Origin of the sequence: Roseburia sp. MSJ-14, from assembly GCF_018918225.1 — a bacterium.
Lineage (GTDB): Bacteria > Bacillota > Clostridia > Lachnospirales > Lachnospiraceae > Petralouisia.
Genome location: NZ_JAHLQD010000032.1, coordinates 97,704 through 115,929 on the forward strand (window position 1 = coordinate 97,704; position 18,226 = coordinate 115,929).

Below are 18,226 nucleotides of genomic sequence, written 5' to 3' on the forward strand. Positions count from 1 at the left end.
CAAAAGGAGTTTTACCTCTACACATTTAAGGTAAAACTCCTTTTTCTTCTTTCTATAAATGCTTTCCCTTTTAAGGCAAAACTCTTTTTTTCTTTCTATAAATGTTTTCCCTTCTGGAAAAAGTCTTTTGTTTCCTTTACCACTACACCGCTTAATGCAAATATGGCAATCATATTCGGAAATGCCATCATTCCGTTGAAAATATCTGCTAAGGTCCACACTGCCTTAATAGTCATATATGGTCCGACAAATACTGCTAAAATATATAACCACCGATATGCCTTTACAAGTTTTTTCTTGCCACCTGACAGATATTCTAAGCATCGCTCAGAGTAATAATCCCATCCCAAAATCGTTGTAAATGCAAAAAATATTAAACACAGCATAAGTAAAAATGCAGAAACGTCTTCCGGTATCGGCAATCCTCTGCTAAATGCATAAGTAGTAACCTCTACGCCTTCGATTCCGTCTACCTGCCATGCCCCTGTCAGTACAATTGCCAATCCTGTCATGGTACAGATTACAATGGTATCAATAAAGGTTCCTGTCATAGATACTAGTCCCTGACGTACCGGTTCTTTTGTCTGAGCTGCTGCTGCTGCAATCGGTGCAGAACCTAATCCTGCTTCATTGGAAAAGATACCTCTTGCCACACCCTTTTGCATCGCAATAAAAAGTGTACCTACCACTCCACCTGTCACTGCCGAAGGATTAAATGCCCCTTTGACAATAGTTACTACTGCCTGTGGAATTTCCTTTATATTACATAGAATCAATGTTACACAAAGCACAACATAAATAACTGCCATAAACGGCACTACCACCTGTGAAACATTTGCAATTCGTTTAATACCACCGATTAATATTAGTGCTACACACACACTTAATACCAACGATGCTATCACTACTGTCCATGAATACGTTCCAACTCCCGGAATGGAAACTGTCCAGTTTTGATTTGGATCAAAGAAATTATTTACCGCAGAGGAAATACCGTTTACCTGAGAAAAAGTTCCGATTCCCATAAGTCCTACGCAGACACCGAAAAATGCAAAGAGCTTGGCAAGCCACTTCCATTTTGTTCCCATTCCTCGTTCAATATAGTAAAACGGTCCGCCTAACGCATGGTTATCTTCGTCTACAACACGATACTTTACTGCCAGCAATCCTTCTGCATACTTAGTTGCCATACCGAAAAGAGCTGCCACTTCCATCCAAAATAAAGCTCCCGGTCCACCTGCTGCAATGGCTGTTGCCACTCCTACAATATTTCCTGTTCCAATGGTAGCAGAAAGTGCCGTACATAAGGCTCCAAAGGAGGTTACTTCTCCATCCCCTTCTTCCTCATTTTTAACCATCCACTTTAATGCCAAAGGTAAGCGTCTCAACTGTAGCCCGCCTAACCGCAGGGTAAGCATAATACCACCAACCAGTATCAATACCATAAGCGGTACATTCCAAACCAGGTTGTCCACATTTTCCAAGATTTTATTGATTGTATTCCACATTTTTTACTCCTATGTTATTGTCTATAAACATGGCTAAAAATACCATATTTCACCCAAAAAGTCAATTTTTCAGCTACATTTCACACATTTTCATGACAGCCTTCTTTTCCAATGATATAATAGAAATACTTAGCAAATGATATAATGATATTTATAAGGAGACTTTCCATGAAACCAATATTGGAACCAACCGAATATTTAGATAAAAAACTGACCGCTTACAGTAAGTCCGGCTATTATCCCTTTCATATGCCCGGACACAAACGACATGTAACGGACTTTCCCAATCCATATGCCATTGATATTACCGAAATCGACGGTTTTGATAACCTGCATCATGCAGTAGATATTTTAAAAGAGGCGCAAAACCGTGCTTCTTCCCTTTATCATACCAAGGAAAGCTTTTTCCTTGTCAACGGAAGCACTTGTGGTATTCTAAGTGCGATTAGTGCAGCTCTTCCCAGAGAAGGCACACTTCTCATGGGTCGAAACTGCCATAAAGCCGCCTATCACGCAGCCTTTTTGCGCCAATTAAAGACTTGCTATCTTATGCCGGAAGAGATCTCCTTTGGCATTATGGGCTCTATAACTCCAGATACAGTGTCCAAAGCCTTAGCTACACATCCTGAGGCAAAGGCGGTTTTTCTTACTTCTCCTACCTATGATGGCGTAGTATCCGATATCCGCATAATTGCAGACATCATCCATGCCCATAACATTCCACTTATTGTAGATGAAGCACACGGCGCACATTTTCGTTTTTCTAATGCATTTCCTGTTTCTGCTTTGGAATGTGGTGCTGATATTGTTATCCACAGTGTTCATAAAACGCTGCCTTGTTTTACACAAACTGCATTACTTCATGTGAATTCAGAGCGGATTCCTGTTGATACCGTAAAAAGTTTTTTGGATATTTATGAAACAAGCTCACCCTCTTACATTCTAATGTCCTCCATTGAGCAGGGACTTCGCACTATGGCAACAGAGGGTGCAGAACTTATGCAAAACTTTACCCAGTTGCTAAATGATTTCTATCAGCAGGCAAAACAGCTAAAACACCTTTCTGTATTTACCGCAGAGTCTTGTAAACAGGAGGTCTGCTTTAGACACGATTTTTCCAAGATTTTGATTTCCACAAAAGATACGGAATTGACCGGACAGAAATTATATAACATTTTGTTAAATAATTATCATTTACAAATGGAAATGGCTTCCGGACATTATGTTACCGCACTTACCAGTGTGATGGATACAAAAGAAGGATTTGACCGGCTAATTCAAGCCTTATTGGAAATTGACTGCAACATTACCTCAAGTACCGCCGATACTCCAAACTCCTCCCTCACTTGTCAGGAACTTTATCCAATCCCGCCGCAGGCACTTTCTATATCTAAGGCATTAGAAAAAAATTATGACACCGTTCCCTTAGCAGATGCTATCGGCTATGTCAGTCAGGAATATATCTATCTCTATCCACCGGGAATTCCTATGATTGCACCGGGAGAAGTTGTTTCGGAAAAATTGGTTGATAATATTCGTCTGTGTCAGAAACAGGGGTTAGCAGTGGAAGGACTGGCGGATAAAGAAAATAAAAAAATACGGGTAGTTAAATAATTTTACCCGTATTTTTATCTCTTTGTATTCAGATACTTACAACATCTCCATCAACTTTTTCATATCCATTTCTTCCATATAATAAGTACTATCCAGCTCTCCGGTAAGCTCCGGTGATAAGTTAGAATGAATATATAACGAATCCATTCCCAGTTCTTTTGCTCCTGCAATATCTGTGGTATTATCATTTCCTATCATCAGACATTCCTCGATATTAAGCTGATGTTTATCTATCAGCATCTGATAAAACTTTGTATCCGGCTTTTTGCACTGACAACTGGAGGAAATAAAAATGTCATCAAAGTAAGGTATCAGTCCCAAATAGCGTAACTCATAAGTGGTAAATATCTCTTGCGCATTGGAAAGAAGATATACCTTTTTTCCCTTTTTGTGTAATAACTCCAGCATCTCTTTTACACCATCGTAAAGCTTGACATATTCCATGGATAAAATTCGGAAAAACTGTCCCGCATGTACTGCCAGCTCCATATCTGCCTGTACTCCCTTTTTTTCAAATAACTTCTGAAATACATACTCCAATTCAATTTCCGGATATGCTTCATGGGCATAACTGTTTTTTTCACTTGCTACCAATGCAAGGTAGCTCTCTTGTAACTCTTTTGGTTCATAGACTGCTCCGTAAAATCCATAAAAGAATGACAATTTCTTCCATAACTTGTCATCTCCCTCTTCCGTATGAATATCTACCAGCGTTCCATATAGATCAAATATGTAATTTTTATAATCTTTCATCTTGCTCTCCTTGTAAAATTGTGTTTCTTATATTATACTAATAAAGTATATTATACCATTTTATTACAATCAGTATATATAAATTATTTAAGGAATATATATGGGAAAAATATTTTGTTTAATCGGAAAAAGTTCTTGTGGAAAGGACACCTTATATAAACGCATCCTATCAGATGGCAATCTTCCTCTAAAGACACTGGTTTCCTACACTACCCGCCCAATTCGAAGCGGTGAAACCAACGGTGTAGAGTACTACTTTCTAACGGAAGAGCAACTAAAGTCTCTGGAGCAGGAAGATAAAATTATTGAATTGCGTGCTTATCACACGGTACATGGTATTTGGAAGTATTTTACCGTAAATGATCATCAGATTGACCTTGCCAAGCATGATTATCTGGTTATCGGTACACTGGAATCTTTTCAAAAACTCCAGGAATACTTTGGTACAAAGCATCTGGTTCCACTTTATATCGAGGTAGACTCCGGTGAACGTCTCCAACGTGCACTAACCCGAGAACGACTACAACAAGAACCAAAGTATGCAGAACTATGCCGCCGTTTTCTGGCAGATGAATCAGACTTTTCACCGGAAAAGCTCGCTCAGGCAGGAATTACGGATGTTTTTCACAATGATAACTTAGAAGAATGTCTAAAGCAGCTTATTTCTTATATTGGAAAATGTCTTGGTTTTTCCTCGGAAAACGCCGATATATAATTAAGAAGGAAAGGCAGGTGACTCCATGGATATTAAAGTAAATCAGGTAACCGGTACTACTCCGGTAGATACCCAACAGACTGTAGAAAAAAGTGACGGCACCTTTAAATTTACACTTGCAAGCCATATTGAAGAGGCTGAACTACAAGAAAAACTAAATGGTCTGATGTCAGACATTACTACACAGGGAGAAAAATTAGCGGAGCACATGGACATCCGCGATATGAAGAAATACCGTGAACTGGTAAAGGACTTTTTAAACGAAGTTGTAAACCGTTCTCATAAGTTTTCCAGAGAAAACTTTTTGGATCGCCGTGGACGCCATCGTGTTTATGGTATTGTAAAGCTGGTAGATAAGAATCTGGATGATTTGGCCGGCGAACTGGTAAAGGACGAAAAAGACCACCTTACTATTTTAAGTAAAATTGGAGAAATTCGGGGACTTCTTTTAGATGTTTCCACCTAATTCAATAGAATCGAGGAATGAATATGGCTGGATTTTCAAGCATTATTGGGCACCAACAGATTATTGAACACTTACAAAATGCCATTTCCATGGATAAAGTAAGCCATGCTTACATTTTTAACGGTCCGGAAAAGTCCGGTAAAATGATGCTGGCTAAAAGCTTTGCCATGGCACTTCAGTGTGAAAAGCATGGCACAGATGGTTGTATGGAATGTCATTCCTGCAAACAGATGTTATCTGACAATCATCCGGATGTAATATATCTACGCCATGAGAAGCCAAACACGATCTCCGTAGATGACATTCGTACACAGATTAATAATGATGTAGATATTAAGCCTTATGCTTCCCCATATAAGGTCTATATTATTGATGAAGCGGAAAAAATGAACCAACAGGCACAAAATGCTCTTTTAAAAACCATTGAAGAGCCTCCTGCTTATGCCATTATCCTGCTTCTTACTACAAATGCAGATTCTTTTCTGCCTACCATTCTTTCCAGATGTATTACACTGGATTTTAAAGTAGTTCCAGACAATGTTATTCGTGAATTTTTAATGAAGGACTGTCAGGTTCCGGACTATAAAGCTGATGTTTGTACTGCTTTTGCACAGGGTAATGTTGGAAAAGCAATTCAACTTGCTAACTCTGAGGATTTTAACGAAATAAAATCTTCTGCCATTCAGCTTTTAAAACGTATCAAGGATATTGAACTCTATGAGTTGATGGAAGCGGTAAAACAAATCGGTGAGTATAAACTTTCTATTAATGATTATTTTGACATCATGATGATTTGGTTTCGTGATGTTCTGCTATACAAAGCAACTTCAGACGCAAACTCCCTTATTTTTAAGGATGAGGTTTATGATATAAAATTGCAAGCAAGTAAAAGTTCCTACAGCGGAATCGAAACGATTATCGAAGCCTTGGATAAGGCAAAACGCCGTCTCAACGCTAACGTTAACTTCGATTTGGTAATGGAATTACTACTGCTTACCATAAAGGAGAATTAAAACATGATAAAAGTAGTTGGAGTCAGATTCCGTACTGCCGGAAAAATTTATTACTTTGACCCACAGAAATTTGACCTGACCATCGGAAGCCATGTAATTGTGGAAACAGCCCGCGGTATTGAATTCGGTTCTGTCATCATTGCTCCAAGAGATGTAGATGAAGAACATGTCATTCAGCCTTTGAAGCCGGTGATTCGAATTGCAACCGATGAGGATGAAAAAATAGAAGCTAAAAACCGTGAAAAAGAAAAGGATGCTTTTAAAATCTGTTTAGAAAAAATTCAAAAACATGGTTTGGAAATGAAACTAGTTGACGCAGAATATACTTTTGACAATAATAAACTGCTATTTTATTTTACCGCAGACGGACGTATTGACTTCCGCGAGCTGGTAAAAGACCTTGCAGCAGTATTTCGTACCCGTATTGAATTGCGCCAGATTGGCGTTCGTGATGAAACTAAGATTTTAGGTGGCATTGGCATTTGTGGCCGTCCACTTTGTTGTCACACCTTCCTATCTGAATTTGCCCCGGTATCTATCAAAATGGCAAAGGAACAGAATCTTTCTTTGAATCCTGCTAAGATTTCCGGTGTATGCGGCAGACTGATGTGCTGTTTGAAAAATGAAGAGGAAACTTACGAATACTTAAATAGCCGTCTTCCAAATGTGGGAGATTATGTTACTACTGACGACCACTTAAAGGGCGAAGTACAAAGTGTCAGCGTGTTACGTCAGATGGTAAAAGTAATTGTAGAAATCGATGACGAAAAAGAAATTCGGGAATACCGTGTAGACCAGCTCCGCTTTAAGCCAAAACGCAAGAAAGATAATGTAAAACTTTCTGCTGAGGAATTAAAGGAACTGGCAGCTTTAGAAGACAAGGGTACTTCTAAGCTTGACGATACAAAATAAATTTCTTTGTATGATAAGGAGTTATTATGTCTGTTACCTTATTAGAACAAGAACGATTAGATGATCTTCACCGCAATGGCTATTCCATTATTCAAAATCCTGCTAAGTTTTGCTTCGGTATGGATGCAGTTCTTCTTTCCGGATTCGCCAATGTGAAGGCCGGAGAAACTGCCATTGACCTTGGAACCGGAACAGGAATTATTCCCATTCTACTGGAAGCCAAAACGCAGGGAGCACATTTTACCGGACTGGAGATTCAACCGGAAAGTGCCGATATGGCAAAACGCAGTGTGGCATATAATCATTTAGAAAATAAGATTGACATTGAAATAGGAAATATTAAAGATGCTTCAGCACAGTTTGGAGCATCTTCTTTTCATGTAGTAACTACCAATCCACCTTACATGACCGGACAACACGGGCTTACCAACCCCAATGAGGCAAAAGCCATTGCAAGGCATGAGATTCTTTGTACACTGGAAGATGTGATTCGGGAAAGTGCCAGACTACTAAAACCCCGCGGGCGTTTTTATATGGTGCACCGTCCATTTCGTCTGTCTGAAATCATGTGTCTCATGCACCAATACGGCTTAGAACCAAAACGTATGCGCCTGGTCCACCCTTTTATAGATAAGGAGCCAAATATGGTATTGATTGAGGGACTTCGTGGTGGGAAACCCAGAATTACCGTAGAAAAACCCCTAATTGTATATAAAGAACCAGGGGTGTATACGGATGAAATTTATGAGATTTACGGAGAGTAATCGTATAAAAGAGTTACATATGTTTCCTTTTTAGAAACTATATGTAACTCTTTCTTTTACTGCATATGTTATTGTTCATTGTCTTTCTCTTTTTGTACCCACTTATTAAATATTTTTCCTGCAATAAATCCTAACACGATTCCAAAGCAAAGTCCCTGATTTCCACCGATTCGCCATCCAATCATTGCTCCTAACAGCACCCAAAATGGAATCATTGCTACAATCGATAAAAGTGTGATTTTATTTCCATTTTCATTGTCCATAATTGTACCTCCTTTAAAAACCACTCTCCTTAAACTCCTTTATAATATAGCTCTCTATAACATTGACTTGTCTTTAGTAATTCATCATGCGTTCCGGTTGCTTCCACTTCCCCATCTTTTAACACAATAATTTTATCAAACCTTTCAATATTTGATAATCTATGCGCCACTACAATAACCGTGGATTGCATTTGAAACAAATGCTCCATAATGCGTTTCTCTGATACATTATCCAGTGAACTGGTGGGTTCATCCAGCAGAATAACCTTTGGCTGCTTTAAAATTGCACGCGCAATGCATAATCTTTGTTTCTGACCTCCGGAAATATTACTTCCATCCTCAGAAATAATCGTATTTTCTTTTGCTGAAAAGCTCTCTATTAGCTCCGTCAGGTCTGCATTGTATACTGCGCTTTCAAATTCTCCTTCCTCTACTTTTCTTCCCATTTCGATATTCTCTTTTACGGTACCGTTAAATAACATACTTTGCTGTAATACAATTCCCAACTGCTTCCGGTAATTATTCTTATTGACTTCTTGCTTACTAATTTGTTGATTTCCCACACAAATTTCACCTGAAGAACTTACGAACATTCCAGCTAGAAGCATTAAAAATGTAGATTTTCCCGAACCGGACTTTCCTACAATTGCTACTTTTTCTTTATCTTTTACTGTAATATTAATATTCTGTAATACTTCCTTCGAAAAATAATCGTACTTATAATGTAAATTTTTCACTTCAATTTTACCATTTTCCAAGACTGTTAAACGACTGTTCTTTTCTTCATTTTCCGGTTTTGAATGAATCACATCTATCAACTGGTTAATATATATTTTTACTGCCGATAATTGCAAATAAGAATTTGCTAATGATAACAGTGGACTAAGAAATGATACTCCAATGGTATTGAATGCTACAATTGTACCTAAAGACAAATTACTTTTCGCCTTTATTATAACTCCCACAACAAAAATTATCAATGTATACACAGCCTGAATTGCAACAGGTATATTTCCAAGCGCTGAGTCGATTTTCGCCTTTTCTATTTCCATTTCTAGCTGTTTTTCAAAGGACTGAGACCACTTTTCATAATATTCGTCTTCCGCACCTATTGCCTTCAATGTCTCTATATTATTAACAATTTCTCCTGTTATATTCTGCACATCTGTAATATTCGTTAACTGGGTTTCATTCTTTTTTATAATAATTTTTGAATTTATTACGGAAACCATTACCAGTGTTACGCCTAAAACAATAGTAATGATAGATAATTCTACAGAATAGCTGAACATGAGCAAAAAATACAGCACTAAAAATATAATATCCAAAAACAGACTTAACATCTGATTGGACAAAATTGCCCGAATATACTGATTACAGTTAATAGTAAATATAATTTCTCCTTTTCCTCTGTTTACAAAAAATTTGTAAGGAAGTTTTAATAGATGTCCTATTGTAGTTGACGATAGGTCTCTGTCAAAACTGTTTTGAAAAGAAGTAATTATACGCATTTTTATCAAACTAAAGGAATAATAAAATAATATAATTCCCAGCATTACCAAAAGTAATTTTGCGTAATTACTATTGGTTTGATAATTATCAATTAACCGCTTAATATATACCGGAATATATAATGCTATCAGTTGAAGAATAAAGGACATTGCCAGTGAAAGTGCAATTTCCCTCTTGCTCTTTTTTACAATATTTATTAATGTCTTATCCACATTTTTCTTCTTATGCTTTTTTTCTGAAGTAATATAAATAAGTGCACTCGAAAAACTCTTTGTAAATTCTTCTATAGATACTTTTCGTTTTCCCTGTGCAGGATCAATTATTTTTACTTCATTTTGTTTTATTTTTTCAACTACTACAAAATGATTTTTATTCCAATAGGCAATAAACGGTATTTTAAGCCTTTGTAGCTCTGCTATATTATCTGTTTTAATGGCTTTTGCCTGAATATGATAGTCTTCTAATACTTGTACCATCTGACTGATACTATATCCGCCCATAGGAACACCGTACTTTTCCCGCAATTGTGCCAATGTAACATCTTCACCATAATAATCAATCATCATTGCCACACATGCTAATCCACATTCTGAATGTTCATAACTTCCAATAAAATTAACCATTACAACTCTTCCCCTTTGCCAATACCAGATTTATATATTCCTGATAATTTTTGCAATCCAGTAATCCAGATTCCTTCCAATATCTGGTTTCTCCATTTATTTTTCCTTCGCTACACAAATAGGAATGTAATTCATGATACTTTTGAAATAAACTTTCATGAAATCTATTGGACTGCATTTTACTATTCCATCTTTCTACGGACCTTTTTACCAATTTTGGAAGCTCTTTATCTGCCTCTTCTAACAAAATTAAATTTGTATCTGTGTTTAATCCCTCTGGTATGAAATTAGCTCCAACATATTTATCAATAATTCTTGCTCCCATATATAACAATTTCAAATGTAAATCATCTACTACGGAAGTGTGTCCATTGGTATCACAAGTTGATACTAATATTACATTTTTTCCTGCTAATCGAAATGTATGTGCCCAGGTAGCCAGCCGATCAATAATATTTTTTACTTCTCCCGGCATTCCATGCATATATACCGGTGCTGCAAAAATAAATAAATCTGACTCTAATATTTTTTCTTCTAATAAGCATAAATCATCCCTTTGAATACATGCTCCCTGAGTAAAACAACTCTCACATCCCATACATGGTTTCATATGTAAATCATTTAAGGTCACTATTTCATATTGAATCTGTTCCTGATGGCTGATTTCCGTAATTATTTCTTTTACAAACGAATATGTTTTTTTCTTAGCAGCTCTGCTGCCAATAAAAGCAAAAATTTTCTTTTCCATGACTTTCTCCATGTAATCTGCTTGCTATGGATTGATACCATAGCAAGCATTTTACTAATCTTAACATATTATGCACAATTCTTTGCTGCCGTAACAAGTGTAGACACTGCCTTAGACACCTGACCGGATAATCCCGCTGATGCAACTGTAAAAACAACGGATGCAATCATACTGGCAGAAGAATTTACCTGACCTGCACCTGCACTTTGTGCACCCTGCATTTCATTCATTTCCTCTACGGACAATTCTTCAAAGGATTTTCCTACTAAATTAGACAATTTTTCTTCTTTCATTTTCTCACCGCCTATTATTTGCACTTATTTTTCTTGCTTGCTACTACAGAAATTGTGCTAGCAGAAAGTGCTGAAACTAATACAGAAACTGCTTCTGAAATTTCGATAGTAGAAATTGGAATTACAACTGTGGAATTTGCATCTGCATTTGCTGCACCCTGCATTTCCATCATTTCTTCCACTGATAATTCTTCAAAAGACTTTCCTACTAAATTGTTTACATTTTTACTACTCATATTACATATCCTCCTAAATTTTATATAGTTTTGATGTTTCTACTATGGGCCCTGAATAGCAGATTATCTTTATATTAATGGATAAATATTATCCAAAAATATCAGAACAACATTGAAAATACATTGTGAACATTTGTATCAGCTACTTTTAAATACATATATCCAACTCCTGCACTTCCTGTAAATAATCCCGGTTGTTCTACAGTTGGTGTATTTACCAACCTATAACCGTTATATAGACTTTCTCCTGTCACTTGACGTAACATTTTCTCCAAAACTACCTCTAATTGTTCTACTTGTGGAACACCATTTTCTATCAGTAGTTTTATTACAAATATTGTTCCTGCATTTCCGTGGCAAAGACTGTCACCTACAAATATATCCTGCTGACAAGTAATCAATTTATCTGTAAGAACCTCTAACTGTTTATGTATCTCTTCCTTTGAAATATATCTATTAATTTCTAATCGGGACAATATCATTCCACTAAGTCCCCGACACCATTTATCCATATCTTCTTGCTTTTCTTCATACTCTTCCATCTCTTTTTTTAAGTATAGAAGAATCAGTTCCTTTTCTATTTCCCCATACTCTGTGTTATCTTTTTCTACATATCTTGCCAAGGCTAACATTACACCGCTAATTCCATGTGCCTGTCCAGCCTCTGAAAAGCTACCGCCTATCTGTTCTGTTATAATTTCAAACAATTTCTTGCAGAACAGTTCCAATATCTCTCTTTCCTTTTCTGTAAGGCAATCTGCATACTCCTGCACTTCCATTAACAATACCAGAAATCCTGCACAGCCAATCCAATCTATTTGAAATCCATCTGATTTTATAATCTCTTCTTTGCTTTTTCCCTCTAACTGCTTGACTGCCTTATGGAGTAACTTTTCATAACTACTGTTCTTCTTCCATTTCATTTCAACTAAAATCGGCAATAAAACGGAAAACTTAGAACAATATGCGGAATAACGATCTTTCGAATAGTCAAAATCTTTTTCACAACATTTCATGCACTTATGGTAATATTCCATATATTTTTGTTTTCCGGTCACTTTTGAAACTTCTAAAAAGAACAGTGCTATCCCGGAAATTCCTTCGTATAAATCCAGCCCTGCCATTCCAAACGTTGCCGTCTGTTCTGTTATCTGAATAACATTCCAGGTGATATTTCCCATATCATCTTCCTGTGCATTCTCTATGAGCTTTTCTGCTATTTTTTCTGCCTCTGCTATTCCATTCACCTTTCCCTTAGAAAATGTATATTTTCTTCTTCCAAACTCTATTGGCTTATATTCATCATAAATTCCCAAATGCATATACAACAGATCCATCTGAATCTTTTGCTGCTCTTTATCGAAATTCTCAATTCTATCTACAACCTTGTGATATCCTGTTTCATCAAAATAATTTTTAAATACATTTCCATAGCTGTCATACAAATCCCGACAGCTTGTACTACTATAAAAAATGGGAATATCATTAAACAACATATCTCTATATTCACTTTTGATAATATCCTTATTAAAGTGAGGATATGCCCATATATTCTGTAAAATTCGTTCTCGCACCGACATTTCACTGCAACAGGAAGGATGGTTTAAAAATTCAAACATTTCCCCGTATTTTTGGGTTCCTTTTGCCAAAAATCGAATTTTTTTATCTTGAAATACGGTTAATGGTGCATTTTCTCCCTGTATTAATCGCTGTTTGTTTTTATAAAAGTAATTCATCATTTTTTCAAAACCGCAAATGATAAAATAACGATATTCCTTAAAATCAACCTTTTCGTCATTTAGCATAGGTATATTATTAGAACTGCTCATGGTATACTCTCGCTCTTCAAAATGGAAATCAGAAGTCTCCGGATTTACCACTGATAAATATTTCTTATGAGAGGTCTGTTCATCTCCCGCTAATGCACTCAGCTCCAGATTATCGTCCAGTTTTACCGTATTTGGCAGTAACGCCGTGGATAAAATGGTCTCTGTAAAATACTTGGAATAAAATCGGCTGATGACACTTTCTTTTTTATAAAACTTGATACTGTTTTGCATCATAGTTTCACCATCTACAATAATGGGATATTCTCCACATGCTATAATATTTTCTAAATGAAGATCGGTAATTGCCAAAAAATATCCCAATGCCAGCGTATATCCAAATCTTTCATAGTAATGCTCTATTTCTTTGGTATTGGTACATGTCTTATATTCTATAAATTCCAAAAACGCACAGTTTTCTTTGTATACGCCTTTTGGTGTTTTAAGTGGTAATTCTTGGAAATCCTTGTTTATAATTTCTACAAACCGGGAAAATGCCTGACATATGTCTAAATTTTTAGGTTTATAAACTACACGGCTGTTTTCAAACTGAACAAGGATTACTTCTTTCCCTTTTTCATGAGAATCGCCGGCAGATAATCCCAGATTTTTAATTTCCCCAACCTGTATCTGAAACTCTTTGCTGATTTCACTTGCACATTCTATCAGATTTGTAAAAAATTCTTTCATATTATTAAGAAAGTATATGGTTCGAACTGCTGCCAATCTACTGCTAACCGCATACTTTTTATAGAAATCATAAAACTGCTTTTTGGTTGCAAATTGCTTTTTTAAAAATTCCTGAAATTGCTCTGCCTTGTCTTCTTTTTCAAATCCATATGTATTTTTATAGTTTTCTAATTCAATTACAACACACTTTTCAAAAAAATGAATTGTTTGAACCATACAACTTTGTAATATAGTCTGAAATGCTTCTTCCGATAATCCTATTTCAGACTGTCCCCAGTCAAACTCATTTAACCTTTTTCCCACATATGCCATAAATGGAAAAACTACCACAGATATATCTACTTTTTCAATACTTTTTATCTTATCTTCTTCAAACTCTTCCATAATATCCGCTAATACCTGCAACCATTGAGGCTTGTCCAGCTTGTCCGAAATATGAATGGGTGTTATGGCATATGCAAATTCATCCTCGCTCATTTCTTCTTTTTCTAATATTAATCTGAAAACCTTTTCATCCACTAGATTTTTTTGGTTTTTCCAATTTCTCAGATTTTCTAAATTTTTTTCTGTCACATTTCCGCTATAAAACTTTTTCTTTTCCGAAATCAGCATGGTTTTTTCTAAAATTGTTGTTAAAAATTCTTTTTCTTCCATCTGCGATTTCCCCCTTTTTTTGTTCCTAATACATTATATTCATCTGTTTTCCATATTATTCCTACTTTTAAAAAAAATCCTTATGATTGTCACAAAATACAAAATGTGATATGATTCAAATAATAAACAAATAGAAGTTTTTCAGGAGAATACGCACCATGCAGGGAAAATTATACTTATGTGCAACACCTATTGGCAACTTAGAAGATATTACGTTACGAGTGTTACGAACCTTAGAAGAAGTGGATTTAATTGCCGCAGAAGATACACGCAATTCCATCAAATTATTAAATCATTTTGAAATAAAAACACCTATGACCAGTTACCACGAATACAACAAAATAGAAAAAGCCTACCAACTGGTAGATAAAATGAAATCCGGTCTGAATGTGGCTCTCATTACGGATGCAGGAACACCCGGTATTTCCGATCCGGGAGAAGATTTGGTACGAATTTGTTATGAATCAGGTATTGAGGTAACTTCTCTTCCCGGAGCAGCCGCCTGCATTACCGCATTAACCCTTTCCGGACTTCCTACCAGACGTTTTGCTTTCGAAGCATTTTTGCCACGGGAAAAAAAGGAACGACAGGCAATTTTAGCATCTCTTGAAAAAGAAACCCGTACCATTATTTTGTATGAGGCTCCACACCATTTGAAAAAAACGTTAGAAGAACTTTTTGATGTTTTAGGAGACAGACCTCTCACTCTTTGCCGTGAATTGACAAAACGATATGAAACTGCCTTTCAGACTACTCTTTCCGGTGCCATTTCTTACTATCAGGAAAATGAACCAAAAGGAGAATTTGTTCTTGTCATTCAGGGAAAACTCCATGAAGAACTTATCCAGGAAGAACGCAAGGCTTGGGAATCCCTTTCCTTAGAGGAACATATGGCGCATTACGAAGAACAGGGTATTTCCAGAAAAGAGGCTATGAAATTAGTTGCAAAAGACCGCGGCATTTCTAAGCGGGACGTATATGCTGCATTATTAGAATCTTAGTCTGATATTATAATAGAGGCTATCTGAAAATACTCAGATAGCCTCTATCCTTTTTCTCAATTCCAACACCTTACGGTCTATTTCTTCTATGGCGTTGGCATACTCCTTTAATTCCTCACTAATACGCCTTGCCTCTTTATTTTCTTTCTTGTACTGAAGTTGATAATCCAATCCCGCCCAATAATCCATTGCTGCTGTCCGCAATTGTAACTCTATTTTTACCCATTGTGTCTCTTCCTGAAAACAAATGGGAATCTCTAAAATCAGATGCAGGCTCCGATAGCCGGATTTTTTCGGATTTTTAATATAATCCTTTTCTTTTATTACCTTTACATCTTTTTGCGCATATAACATTTTTACCATTTCATATAAGTCATCCGTATAAGTACATACTGCTCTTACCCCTATCAAATCATTGATTTTTTCTTTTACTGTTTCTACATTTTCCGGCAGTTCTTTTCGTTTTAGTTTTGCCACAATACTGTCATACGACTTTATCCTGCTGGTTTTGCTGTGAATTACCTTACGATGATACCGCATTCCCAAGTCCGCATCTATAATTTGCAATTTTGTCTTCAACATGCTAATGGCACATTCACTTTTTACAATAAAATCTTCGTTTTGCAAATATTCCTGCAATAAAATATTTTTCTTCAACTTTTATTTCCTTCCAACCTTCTATTCTCATATTTCACTCTGTCCTTTCTGTGCGTATTTTACTATCACTTTTTGTAAACAAGTAGTAAATATCCTGTAAATCCTTTATCTTTTGTATATCCACCCTCTACTGTTGAAAGTATTTTGATAAATACTCCTTCAAAATAGGGAATGGCGCATTTCCCATTTGCATCAATGCCTGATGAAACTTATAGTTGCTATATGCCTCTCCATATGTCTCTTTTGCATATTCCCTTAGATTTAAGAACTCCAGATATCCTATATAATATTTCAAATAATGTGCCGGTTCTTCTATTATCAATTGATAGATTTTTGTAATCGCCTTTTTGTCTGTTATCTGATATGTTCCAAAAAAGTCCACAGTATCTGCAAGGCTCCACCCATCATAGTGTATTCCCATATCTGCTGTCGCATAAAGACTTAGCGTTGCAATCTGGTTTTTCTGTAAAAATGCCGCCAGATTTTTATCAATATCCGCATAATAATAAGACTGCATTTCTGTATAAGTTGCCCATCCTTCTGCATATCCATTGCTGCCAAATAAGCTCCGTATCGGTTCTAAGCCACAACTTCGCTCCATGACATTTTGATAAAGATGTCCCGGAAATCCTTCATGGGCAAGGGTAGTATATAGCTGCATTTTTTCATAATGATTTGACCCGTTGATATAAATAGAATTCTGGGAAATATCATCAATGGGCGGTGTAAGATAAAAAGCAGGTGCCGTATATTTTTCCAAGGATGGATGTACCGACTTTATTGTAAACGATGTGTCTGGCGGTGCCGGAAAATCCCCCTGCATCTTTTTTTGCAAATCCTCTAATATTTTTGTTGGATCTTCCGTAGGAATCGTATACTTTGCCGCATCCTTTACCACCTCAGGATGTTCTTTTAATATCTTTTTCAAATCCGATAAATCATGCAACCGCTGCTGCTCTGTCTGCTTTTGCATTTCTTCTACCGACATGGCGGAACCTGTTGTATTCGCTACCAGATATGTATAGTACCCTTTTCCATGTTCTAAATAGCAAAGCCCCTGATTGTTTTTTCCCTTATCTTTTAACTTCTCCATTTCCTCAGCCAGATTATGATATGCAGGAATGACCTGTTGTGTTACCAATTCTCGATTCTGTACTTTATATTCTTCTGCCTGCTCCGGACTAATTGTCTCCAATGCATCTATACGATCATCAAAGGTGGAAAGCATATAATTGTCTTCTGGATTTTCTGTAAAGTTATTACACTGTGTTACAATATCCGTTGCTGCAAATTCCGGCATAAACAGTCCCTTTTGTGCCTTCTTTTTTTCAAATTTAATAATCTGTGAAAAATAATCTTGAACTTCTCCAAAGAGTGTCAAATAATCCTTTACATCCTGCTCATCATAAAACGTATATTCTGCCAAAAGCACTGGAAGCTGTGCCTGAATTCCGGTAGTAGGCTTTAACAGTTCCTTATAGTAGCTGTATTTTCCCGCTCCTGTCTCTGATTCAATAAAGTCCATGATAATATCATATGTCATCTGTTGGGAAACTGTTAATTCTTCTTTTTCAAAATTCTTTAAGTTGTATTTCCAATTTTCTAAAACTGCCGATGCTTCCACAGACTGCCCGGAACTGTTCTGACCAAAAGTGACAGGATATTTCTCAATCCCATAGTTTTCAGGATGTGCCAGTGTATAGTGCATATTTAAGGTACTTGAGGTGATTTCCGTTCGAAATACCTGCATGAGGTAATCCGAAAATGCCTGTTGGACTGCTGTTTTCTGTTCTTCTGACTGGGTTGGTGCCTTATTTTCTCCTTCTGTTTCTTTTCCTGTCTGAACCTGCCCACCAAAAGTACAAGCTGTCTCAAATAAAAATGAGACTGCCAGTATTACGACCAGCAGCCTTTTCATCATATTCTTCCATCTATTCGCTAAGTTCATTACATATATTCCATTTCTGTTTTTTCTATT

The 18,226-nt window shown here is 36.4% G+C and carries 17 protein-coding genes; 7 read left to right on the forward strand and 10 right to left on the reverse strand.

Annotated features, from left to right (window positions below):
* Positions 1-95: 95 nt before the first annotated feature.
* On the reverse strand, positions 96-1,508 hold the full coding sequence (locus KQI83_RS11765) for an alanine/glycine:cation symporter family protein (protein WP_216558201.1): 1,413 nt from the start codon (positions 1,506-1,508) through the stop codon (positions 96-98).
* 168 nt (positions 1,509-1,676) lie between these two features.
* On the opposite strand from KQI83_RS11765, the gene KQI83_RS11770 reads away from it, so the two are divergent.
* Positions 1,677-3,122: an aminotransferase class I/II-fold pyridoxal phosphate-dependent enzyme gene (locus KQI83_RS11770; RefSeq protein WP_216558204.1), complete on the forward strand. Its 1,446-nt coding sequence runs from the start codon at positions 1,677-1,679 to the stop codon at positions 3,120-3,122.
* A 36-nt stretch (positions 3,123-3,158) separates the two neighbouring features.
* Here KQI83_RS11770 and KQI83_RS11775 read toward each other — a convergent pair whose 3' ends face one another.
* On the reverse strand, positions 3,159-3,875 hold the full coding sequence (locus KQI83_RS11775; RefSeq protein ID WP_216558207.1) for an HAD family hydrolase: 717 nt from the start codon (positions 3,873-3,875) through the stop codon (positions 3,159-3,161).
* A 100-nt stretch (positions 3,876-3,975) separates the two neighbouring features.
* Here KQI83_RS11775 and KQI83_RS11780 point away from each other — a divergent pair, with 100 nt between their 5' ends.
* The 5 genes from KQI83_RS11780 to KQI83_RS11800 are packed head-to-tail and all read left to right on the forward strand — an operon-like array spanning position 3,976 to position 7,745.
* Complete coding sequence (locus KQI83_RS11780) at positions 3,976-4,590, forward strand: guanylate kinase (protein WP_216558210.1); 615 nt, start codon at positions 3,976-3,978, stop codon at positions 4,588-4,590.
* A gap of 25 nt (positions 4,591-4,615) precedes the next feature.
* Positions 4,616-5,056: a YaaR family protein gene (locus tag KQI83_RS11785; RefSeq protein WP_216558213.1), complete on the forward strand. Its 441-nt coding sequence runs from the start codon at positions 4,616-4,618 to the stop codon at positions 5,054-5,056.
* Between the two features lie 23 nt (positions 5,057-5,079).
* Positions 5,080-6,069 carry a DNA polymerase III subunit delta' gene (gene holB / locus KQI83_RS11790; protein WP_216558216.1) on the forward strand — a complete coding sequence of 330 codons (990 nt, stop codon included), beginning with the start codon at positions 5,080-5,082 and terminating at the stop codon, positions 6,067-6,069.
* A 3-nt stretch (positions 6,070-6,072) separates the two neighbouring features.
* The gene (locus KQI83_RS11795) at positions 6,073-6,981 is read left to right on the forward strand and encodes a PSP1 domain-containing protein (protein WP_216558219.1); all 909 of its coding nucleotides are present in this window, start codon (positions 6,073-6,075) and stop codon (positions 6,979-6,981) included.
* 26 nt (positions 6,982-7,007) lie between these two features.
* The gene (locus KQI83_RS11800; RefSeq protein ID WP_216558222.1) at positions 7,008-7,745 is read left to right on the forward strand and encodes a tRNA1(Val) (adenine(37)-N6)-methyltransferase; all 738 of its coding nucleotides are present in this window, start codon (positions 7,008-7,010) and stop codon (positions 7,743-7,745) included.
* Between the two features lie 68 nt (positions 7,746-7,813).
* On the opposite strand, the gene KQI83_RS11805 is transcribed toward KQI83_RS11800, so the two are convergent.
* From KQI83_RS11805 to lanM, 6 genes are all read right to left on the reverse strand, one after another.
* On the reverse strand, positions 7,814-8,008 hold the full coding sequence (locus KQI83_RS11805) for a hypothetical protein (RefSeq protein WP_216558225.1): 195 nt from the start codon (positions 8,006-8,008) through the stop codon (positions 7,814-7,816).
* A 29-nt stretch (positions 8,009-8,037) separates the two neighbouring features.
* Positions 8,038-10,143, reverse strand: a complete 2,106-nt coding sequence (locus tag KQI83_RS11810; RefSeq protein ID WP_216558228.1) for a peptidase domain-containing ABC transporter — start codon at positions 10,141-10,143, stop codon at positions 8,038-8,040.
* Entirely contained in the window at positions 10,136-10,891 is a 756-nt protein-coding gene (locus KQI83_RS11815) for a flavodoxin family protein (RefSeq protein WP_216558230.1), read from the reverse strand. The genes KQI83_RS11810 and KQI83_RS11815 overlap by 8 nt, the downstream gene beginning before the upstream one ends.
* 68 nt (positions 10,892-10,959) lie before the next feature.
* On the reverse strand, positions 10,960-11,184 hold the full coding sequence (locus KQI83_RS11820) for a mersacidin family lantibiotic (protein WP_216558234.1): 225 nt from the start codon (positions 11,182-11,184) through the stop codon (positions 10,960-10,962).
* A gap of 14 nt (positions 11,185-11,198) precedes the next feature.
* Positions 11,199-11,420, reverse strand: a complete 222-nt coding sequence (locus tag KQI83_RS11825) for a lichenicidin A2 family type 2 lantibiotic (protein WP_216558237.1) — start codon at positions 11,418-11,420, stop codon at positions 11,199-11,201.
* Positions 11,421-11,521: 101 nt separating this feature from the next.
* Positions 11,522-14,590 (reverse strand): type 2 lanthipeptide synthetase LanM, encoded by a 3,069-nt coding sequence (gene lanM / locus KQI83_RS11830; RefSeq protein WP_216558240.1) that lies wholly within the window; start codon positions 14,588-14,590, stop codon positions 11,522-11,524.
* Positions 14,591-14,748: 158 nt separating this feature from the next.
* On the opposite strand from lanM, the gene rsmI reads away from it, so the two are divergent.
* On the forward strand, positions 14,749-15,591 hold the full coding sequence (rsmI, locus tag KQI83_RS11835; RefSeq protein ID WP_216558248.1) for a 16S rRNA (cytidine(1402)-2'-O)-methyltransferase: 843 nt from the start codon (positions 14,749-14,751) through the stop codon (positions 15,589-15,591).
* A gap of 33 nt (positions 15,592-15,624) precedes the next feature.
* Here the strand turns inward: rsmI and KQI83_RS11840 are convergent, their stop codons facing one another.
* Together KQI83_RS11840 and KQI83_RS11845 are read right to left on the reverse strand one after the other, a co-directional pair.
* The gene (locus tag KQI83_RS11840; RefSeq protein ID WP_253295601.1) at positions 15,625-16,248 is read right to left on the reverse strand and encodes a GTP pyrophosphokinase; all 624 of its coding nucleotides are present in this window, start codon (positions 16,246-16,248) and stop codon (positions 15,625-15,627) included.
* Between the two features lie 127 nt (positions 16,249-16,375).
* Entirely contained in the window at positions 16,376-18,196 is a 1,821-nt protein-coding gene (locus KQI83_RS11845; protein ID WP_216558251.1) for a DUF885 domain-containing protein, read from the reverse strand.
* Positions 18,197-18,226: the final 30 nt, after the last annotated feature.